Below are 6746 nucleotides of genomic sequence, written 5' to 3'. Positions count from 1 at the left end.
GGCCAAGGTACGCGCCGGCGGCCCGATCGACGATCCGGAGGACGCCGCGCTGCCGCACTGGGCCGGCGTGGTGCCGCTGGGCGTGAAGGCCGGGCCGCCGGTGCCGGCCGACGACCTGGACCCCGCTACCCCGCTGCCGGCGTACCTCCGCTGAGCGGAATCCCGGGCGCGCGGGCCCGGCGGGCGTTGTCCCACCACGATCCGACCAGCATCACGATCCCCGCCCAGGCCGCGGCGCGCCGAAGCCCGGGCCGCCGAACGCGTGAAAGGTCAACACCTAGAGCAGGTAGCGGTAGGCCGGGGAGCCGGGCTCAAGGGCCTCGACGTGCAGCTCCGTCGCCCGCATCCGGGCCAGCAGGCCGTCGAAGTCGGCGGCCGACCCGAGCTCGATGCCGACCAGCGCCTCGCCGGTCTCCCGGTTGTTGCGCTTGACGTACTCGAACAGGGTGATGTCGTCGTTGGGCCCGAGCACGTCGTCGAGGAATCGGCGCAACGCGCCGGGCTCCTGCGGGAAGTCGACCAGGAAGTAGTGCTTGAGGCCCAGGTGCACCAGGGAGCGCTCCAGCACCTCGCCGTAGCGCGACACGTCGTTGTTGCCGCCCGAGATAAGGCAGACGGCGGTGGATCCGGGCTCGATGTCCGCTTCTAGCAGGCCGGCCACCGACAGCGCGCCCGCAGGTTCGGCGATGATGCCCTCGTTTTGATACAGGTCGAGCATCGCGGTGCAGACTGCACCCTCGTCGACCGTGGTGATCGACACCATGTCTCCGGCGGCGGCCAGCGCGGCATAGGTCAGCGTTCCAGCCCGCTTCACCGCAGCCCCATCGACGAACTGGTCGACGTGGTCGAGCGTCACCGGCTCGCCGGCGGCCAACGCGGCCATCATCGCGGCGGCCCCGGCCGGCTCGATTCCCAGGACCGCCGTGTTGGTCGTGCGCTCGGCCAGGTAGGTGGTGATGCCGGCGATGCAGCCGCCCCCGCCGACCGGGACCACCACCAGGTCCGGCTCTCCGTCGAGCTGGTCGAGCAGCTCTACGGCGATGGTGCCCTGTCCGGCCATGGTGCGCAGGTCGTCATACGGCGGCACCAGGGTGGCGCCGGTGCGCTCGACGTCGGCCAGGGCCGCCTCGGCGGCCAGGTCGTAGGTCGAGCCGGCCACGATCAGCTCGATGAACTCCCCGCCGTGATAGCGGATACGGTCTCGTTTTTGCTTGGGCGTCTTGGCCGGCACGTAGACGCGGCCGCGCACCCCCAGCGTCCGGCACGCGTATGCGAAGCCCTGGGCGTGGTTACCCGCCGACGAGCACACGACGCCCGCTGCCAGCTCCTCCTCGGACAGCTGCACCAGCAGGTTGTAGGCGCCGCGCAGCTTGTAGGAGCGGACCACCTGCAGGTCTTCGCGCTTGAGGTACACCTGCGCGCCGGTGATCGCCGACAGCCGATCGCTCAGCTGCAGCGGCGTGGGCGTGACCACCGGGGCGATCCGCTGCGCCGCCGCGTCGATGTCGGCCGCACACAGCGGCGACTCGCTTCGGCGGTGGCTCGGTTCAGCGGACACCGATCAATGGTGCCATGCCGACCGACGCCGGAATTCAGCTCACGGGGGTCAGCACGAACACCGGTATCTGCCGATCGGTTTTTTTCTGGTATTCGGCATAGTCCGGCCACGCGTCGACAGCGCGCTCCCACCAGATCGCCTTCTCATCCCCGAACACCTCTCGGGCGTCGTACTCGCGGGTGACCGCGCAGTCCTGCAGCTCGACCCGCGGATTCTTCTTGACGTTGTAGTACCAGACGGGATTCTTCGGAGCCCCGCCGAGCGAGGCGACGATCGCGTACTCACCGTCGTGCTCGACGCGCATCAGCGGCGTTTTACGGATCTTCCCCGTCTTCGCCCCGACGGTGGTCAGCAGGATGATGGGCTTGCCCTTCATGTCCGCGGCCTCTTTGCCACCGGATTCGGCGTACTTGTCGGCTTGTTCGCGGGACCAATCCCAGGGGCTGGGGGCGTATTCACCTGTAAGCGGCATGCCCCCCAGTCTAGGGCCCGAGTCGAGCACGACCATGACCCGCTACTCGACGAACGCGCGAAGGTGACGGCGGGTCTGGTGATCCTCGGCCCCGGCCTCCCCGTCCGCGTGTTTTCCCCGCGTGTAATCGCCTTGCCATGGCACCCGGGCTGTCCCGTCGGGATTCGCCGTTGCCTGCAGCCGTCCCAGATCCGCACGTGACTGCAGGAAGAACTGGTGCTTGCTGCGCAGAGCTTCGTCAGATTCGATTCGCCGGAGTTCCGGGGCGAACTCCTCGAGCTCGGCACGGCGCTGCGGAACGATCATGCAGATCGGCTCGTCCACCTCGAACCGCACGGGCATCAGTTTGCGCGTGAGCTTCCAGTTGATACTGAAACTGGAACTCGCCCAATCGGTTTCGACGACCCCCTCGAGCGGGGACACGCCGTCCTTCGGATAGTTCGCCGGTCCGCGGACCAGCAGGTTGTAGCCCGGCGGAGTGCGAAAAAGCAGCGGCAGATGCCAGGTCACTATGCCCCCGCCGAACTCGCTGGTGGGCAGAAACTGGCCGGTGTCGCGCTTATCGGGTGCGATCACCACACCCAGGCGGTCTTCGCGGCCCATCCAGGTGGCGGTGAACGCGCACGGATTGCGGATTTCCCAACCGCTCTGGTTGGCGACCAGCATTGGTAAGCACCGATTGGCCCAACTCTGCGGCATCTCCGACATCCACGAGCGGCCGACCGGCGCGGGGGCAATCGGCGGGGCATTGTCCCCGGTGATGAACCCGATCAGTGGACGCGCCGGACCGTCGTGCTCGTCACTCACTCGGACACTCCGCGCATCTGCATCGCGACGATTCTCCCCCATGAATCCCCATCCATTGTTTCGACAGCGAGTGGGTCAAGCACGCTTCCGGGCCAACTCGGCGATCACGTTGACCCGCCGGATGGCGGTGGCGATCTCGTCGGCGAACTCCCGCCGGCGTGCGGCGATGTCGGGGGCCTCGAAGCCGTCCACCAGCTCGCGATGCCGGGCCAGTCGCAGCGCGGTTTTGAACAACTCCATGGACCTCGACTCGGCGCTGGCGATCCGGCGCTGCAGCTCCCACTGCTTGCCGACCTCGAGGCACTCGCCCAGACAGCCTTGCTCGTCGAACGATTCGTCCTCGAGGGCGGCCAGCCGGTCGGCGACGATGTGATAGGCGTCCAGGAACGGACGCAACACCAGATGCGCCAGCAGCAAGTCTGCCTTTTCCAGCAGCCGCCGCACATCGGCCGCGCTGGCGGCCTTGGTGGTATCGATTGGGTCCTTGGCCGGCCCGATCAACCGCACCTCGTCGGCGAGGTCCTTCTCGAATTGCGCACGAGCGGAGAACAAGAACTCGAACTTCAGCAATTCGCGAAGGGCCAACGCCTCGTCGCGCACGGTGGCCGGCAGCACCAGGCCGTCGGCGGACTTTTCGGTGGCAGCGAGCAACGCCGTCTCCGCGATGGCGCGGTCCACCAGAATGTGGATGGCCGTGTTGCGGTAGAACGCCGCGACCAGGTGCTGGTCGGCGCCGATGCCCCAGACCGGCTCGGTGCCAGCGTCGTAGACGGTCACCACACCCGACGCGACCAATTGGTGCAGCGTCCACCGGATGGTCGAGCGATTCGTCAGGTCGGCCGCACCGGCAACCGTCCAGTTTCGCGCCGCGATGTAGCTTGCCAGCGGTTGCACGGTGGCCAACACCTCGGTGATCGTCAGCGACCGGTCCGCACCCAGCAGCGCGAGGCTCACCACTGCGGTGGGCGTGACCGGGGTCGCGCGGTTGATCCGGTGTTCGACATCGAGAGCGATGCGTTCGATTTCCGTTCCGGTCCCGGAGGCCGAGGTGTCCAAGGCGCGCAATTCCTCGAGACGCTTGCGCAGCGGCAACGGTTCGCCGAAATCCAGATACGCCCGGCCCAGGCGCCGGCCCTGCTGGCGCGCCAGGTGGATCAGGAAGCGAAGGTCTTCCGGCCGTTTGACCGCGCCGTACGCCTCGGTGGTCATCGCTTCCACCTCGTGCAGTTGGTCGTAGACGATGGACGTCGGCACCAAATACACCTCGGGACCGTCGATTTCGTCGACGGCATCGGTGATGTAGCGCAGGATCCCGAAGACCGGCGGCCGCAGCTTGCCGGTCCGGGTCCGTCCGCCCTCGATCGACCAGGTGAGGTTGGCGTGGTTTTGCACCAGCTGGGCGGCGTACGCGCGCAACACGAAGCGGTAGACGGGAATGTCCTTGGTCTGACGCCGAATGAAGATCGTGCCGGTGCGCTTGGCCCAGGAGCCCATCGGAAAGAAGTTCAGGTTGGCCCCACCGAAGGTGAGTGCGGGCGACAGGCGGTTGGCTTGGATCACCTCGGGCAGCAGCATGCCGTCCAGGTAGGAGCGGTGCGAAAAGGCAAACGCGAGTGTCGCTTTGCGATCCAGTTTGCGCAGTTGTGCGATCTGGTCCTCGTCGACCAGCACGTCGTAGGCGCGCATGAACCAGCGGCTGAAGCCGCGCCAGGCCCTCACCGCCCGCTCTTCCAGCGTGGGTGCCATCTCGCGCAGGTAGCCCGCGGCCTCGGCACGCACGCTGGCCGGGTCGCGCCCCAGCTCGGCCGCCAGCTTCATCAGCCGCTCTTCGTACCACGGCGCCGCCAACAGTTGGACCACCTCGTCCGCGTCGGTCGGCAAGGGAGTCGTTGATTCGTCGACTAAACCGCTGCGCTGCAGCGCCTTTCGCAGTCCTGCGCGTCCGGCCTCACGCGCGGCTGCCGTGCGTCCACCACTCATGCCGGCTGCACCGTTGCGGCTTCGGGCTCCTGCACCTCCGGATGCAGCTCATCGGAATAGAGTTCCTCGATCTCGGTGGCGTATTTCGTCATGATCGGCTTGCGTTTGAGTTTCATGGTGAGCGTGATCTCATCCCCGCCTGGCTCCCACAGCGTCGGCAGGATGCGGAAGCGCTTGATTTGTTCGACCCGGGACAGTTTGGCGTTTCCCTCGGCCACACCCGCGGCTATCCGGGCGACCACTTCCGGGTCGCCCGCCAGCGCGGCGGGAGAAGCATCGGCCAGGCCGTGCTGGGCCGCATACGGGCCCACGGAGTCGGCGTCGAAGACCAGGAGCGCGGTGTTGTACGGCCGTCCGTCACCGATCGTCATCATCACGCCGACCATCGGGCACGCCGCCAGGATGGCATTCTCGATGTTGGCCGGCGACATGTTCTTTCCGGCCGCGTTGATGATCAACTCCTTCTTACGGTCGACGATCCGCAGATAGCCATCAGGGTCCACGTCGAGGATGTCGCCGGTGTGCAGCCAGCCGTCGGCGTCGATGGCCTCCGCGGTCTTCGCCGGTTCCTTGCGGTAGCCCTTCATGACGAGCGGGCCGCGAACCAGGAATTCGCCGTCGTCGGCGACCCTGCCCTCCAGCCCGGGTAGTAGTTTGCCCACGGTGCCCAGCCGCGCGTCGCGCGGATGGGTCACACTGGCGACGCAGCTGAGCTCGGACATCCCCCACACCTCGCTGATCGGGATGCCGATCCCGAGAAAGAACGCCAGGGTCTCCTTCGGGATGGGAGCCGCTCCCGATACGGCCCAACGAAGCTCGCCGAAGCCCAGCCGCTCGCGGAGCCTGCACAACACCAGCTCGTCGGCCTTCGCCCACTCCTCGGCCAGCTCGGCCGACATCGGATCGCCGGCCAGCAGCGTCAGGGCCCGTTGGGCAGCCACCGACATCGCCCACTGCAACGCTTGACGCTTGACTTCGTCCTCTTCGTGGCTGACCGCGAATTCTATTGCGGCCTTGAGCTTTTCCCACACCCGCGGCACAGCGCCCCACACGGTGGGACGCGCGTCCGGTAGCGCCGCAGCAATGGCACGCGCGTCGGAAACCACCGTCACCTGGGCGCCGAATACCTCCAGCGCGTACAGGCCCATCACCCGATCGGCGATGTGCGCCGTCGGCAGAAACGACGTGACGCGGTCACCGAACTGTATCGGGAGGACAGAATCCAGGGCGGACGCCTCGAACAGCAGATTGGCGTGGGTCATCTCCACACCCTTCGGGTTTCCGGTGGTCCCCGATGTATAGATGAGAGTGACGACATCGTCGGACCGCACGTTGCGCCACGTCGACTCGAAGTCGAAATCCTTTCGCCCGGCGGCACAGAGGTCGTCCACCGAAATGGTGCCGGGCGGTGAACCGTCGATGCAGACGATGTGCTCGAGGGGCGCACCGCTGGCGCGGATCCGGTCGACGTACTGCTCCTCGCAGATCGCCACCTTGGTGCCGGCGTTGTCGAATAGATAGGTGAGTTGCTCGGCGGGCAGTGTGTTGTACACCGAGAAGGACGTCGCGCCGAGGTGCTGGGCGCCTATCTCGAAAGGGTAGAACTCGATCCGGTTGGCCATCATCAGCGAAACCGTGTCCCCCGGCCCAACCCCCAAGCCGGCCAGTCCGGCAGCGGCCTTGCGCACCTGCGCCGCGAGTTCGCGCCACGTGACCGTCTGCGCGCCGCCGGGCGTCCGGAGCGCGACGAAATCCGGGTCGATCGACGCGGTGCGCTGGAACGCCTCGCACAGGGTGGCCGGACTGTCGGCTGTCGTCATTTTGTTCTCCTAAGCGCCCGGATCAGCAGAGCCCTTCGTGAGCGTACGTCCCGTGGGTTGTGGCACGGAACACATCACCCGGCATCCGGGCGCCAGAGCTGCACCGTCG

At 67.1% G+C, this 6746-nt stretch carries 5 protein-coding genes and 1 pseudogene; 1 reads left to right on the top strand and 5 read right to left on the bottom strand.

Annotated features, from left to right (window positions below):
- Positions 1-154, top strand: a pseudogene (locus tag JO059_RS14080) (pyridoxamine 5'-phosphate oxidase family protein); the annotation flags it as partial.
- Between the two features lie 123 nt (positions 155-277).
- On the opposite strand, the gene ilvA reads toward JO059_RS14080, so the two are convergent.
- From ilvA to fadD11, 5 genes are all read right to left on the bottom strand, one after another.
- Positions 278-1558, bottom strand: a complete 1281-nt coding sequence (ilvA, locus tag JO059_RS14075; RefSeq protein ID WP_293319673.1) for a threonine ammonia-lyase — start codon at positions 1556-1558, stop codon at positions 278-280.
- 34 nt (positions 1559-1592) lie between these two features.
- Positions 1593-2030, bottom strand: a complete 438-nt coding sequence (locus JO059_RS14070; protein WP_293319671.1) for a nitroreductase family deazaflavin-dependent oxidoreductase — start codon at positions 2028-2030, stop codon at positions 1593-1595.
- 42 nt (positions 2031-2072) lie between these two features.
- Positions 2073-2837, bottom strand: a complete 765-nt coding sequence (locus JO059_RS14065) for a DUF6065 family protein (RefSeq protein WP_293319669.1) — start codon at positions 2835-2837, stop codon at positions 2073-2075.
- Between the two features lie 75 nt (positions 2838-2912).
- On the bottom strand, positions 2913-4817 hold the full coding sequence (locus JO059_RS14060; RefSeq protein WP_293319667.1) for a lysophospholipid acyltransferase: 1905 nt from the start codon (positions 4815-4817) through the stop codon (positions 2913-2915).
- Positions 4814-6637 carry a fatty acid--CoA ligase FadD11 gene (gene fadD11 / locus JO059_RS14055; protein WP_293319665.1) on the bottom strand — a complete coding sequence of 608 codons (1824 nt, stop codon included), beginning with the start codon at positions 6635-6637 and terminating at the stop codon, positions 4814-4816. The genes JO059_RS14060 and fadD11 overlap by 4 nt, the downstream gene beginning before the upstream one ends.
- Positions 6638-6746 lie beyond the last annotated feature (109 nt).

Source organism: Mycobacterium sp. (genome assembly GCF_019247615.1).
GTDB lineage: Bacteria > Actinomycetota > Actinomycetes > Mycobacteriales > Mycobacteriaceae > Mycobacterium.
This window is presented reverse-complemented; position numbering and strand designations above follow the sequence as displayed.